Origin of the sequence: Mesorhizobium sp. M7A.F.Ca.CA.002.09.1.1 (assembly GCF_003998555.1) — a bacterium.
Lineage (GTDB): Bacteria > Pseudomonadota > Alphaproteobacteria > Rhizobiales > Rhizobiaceae > Mesorhizobium > Mesorhizobium ciceri.
This window is the reverse complement of the sequence record NZ_RZRR01001626.1, coordinates 1-427: the sequence shown is the minus strand read 5'-3', so window position 1 is coordinate 427 and position 427 is coordinate 1. Positions and strand designations below refer to the sequence as shown.

Sequence of the window (427 nt, the reverse complement as noted above, 5' to 3'; positions counted from 1 at the left end):
TGGCGGCCGCATCCTGGGAGAATTCATCGGAAGCGTCGGCATCGGTCTTTGCCGGATATTTCGTCGCACCGGTTTCATAGCGGGTTTCGTTCTCAGTCATGGCATCTCTCCAGTTGCATGACGGATAAACATCTCGGCGCTATCCGGGTTCCAATTCCTGGACTTGGATTCCGGACGGATCTGGATTCCGCCCGGTCGGCCACCCAAGCGACGAGATGAGCAGCACCCTACTGCAGCAGACCCTTGACGATGCCGCTCGCCTTGCCGAAATCCATCTGGCCGGCATATTTCTGCTTCAGTGCGGCGATCACCTTGCCCATGTCCTTCTGGCTGGCCGCACCGGTCGCGGCGATCGCCTCGCGCGCCGCAGCAGTTACCGCCGCATCATCCAGCTGCGTCGGCAGGAAGGTGCGGATGATCTCCATCT

The 427-nt window shown here is 60.4% G+C and carries 1 protein-coding gene; it reads right to left on the bottom strand.

The features are described from left to right. Positions 1 to 227: 227 nt before the first annotated feature. A partial coding sequence (locus tag EN994_RS35020) for a GatB/YqeY domain-containing protein (protein ID WP_164746606.1) occupies positions 228 to 427 on the bottom strand: 200 nt, incomplete at its 5' end.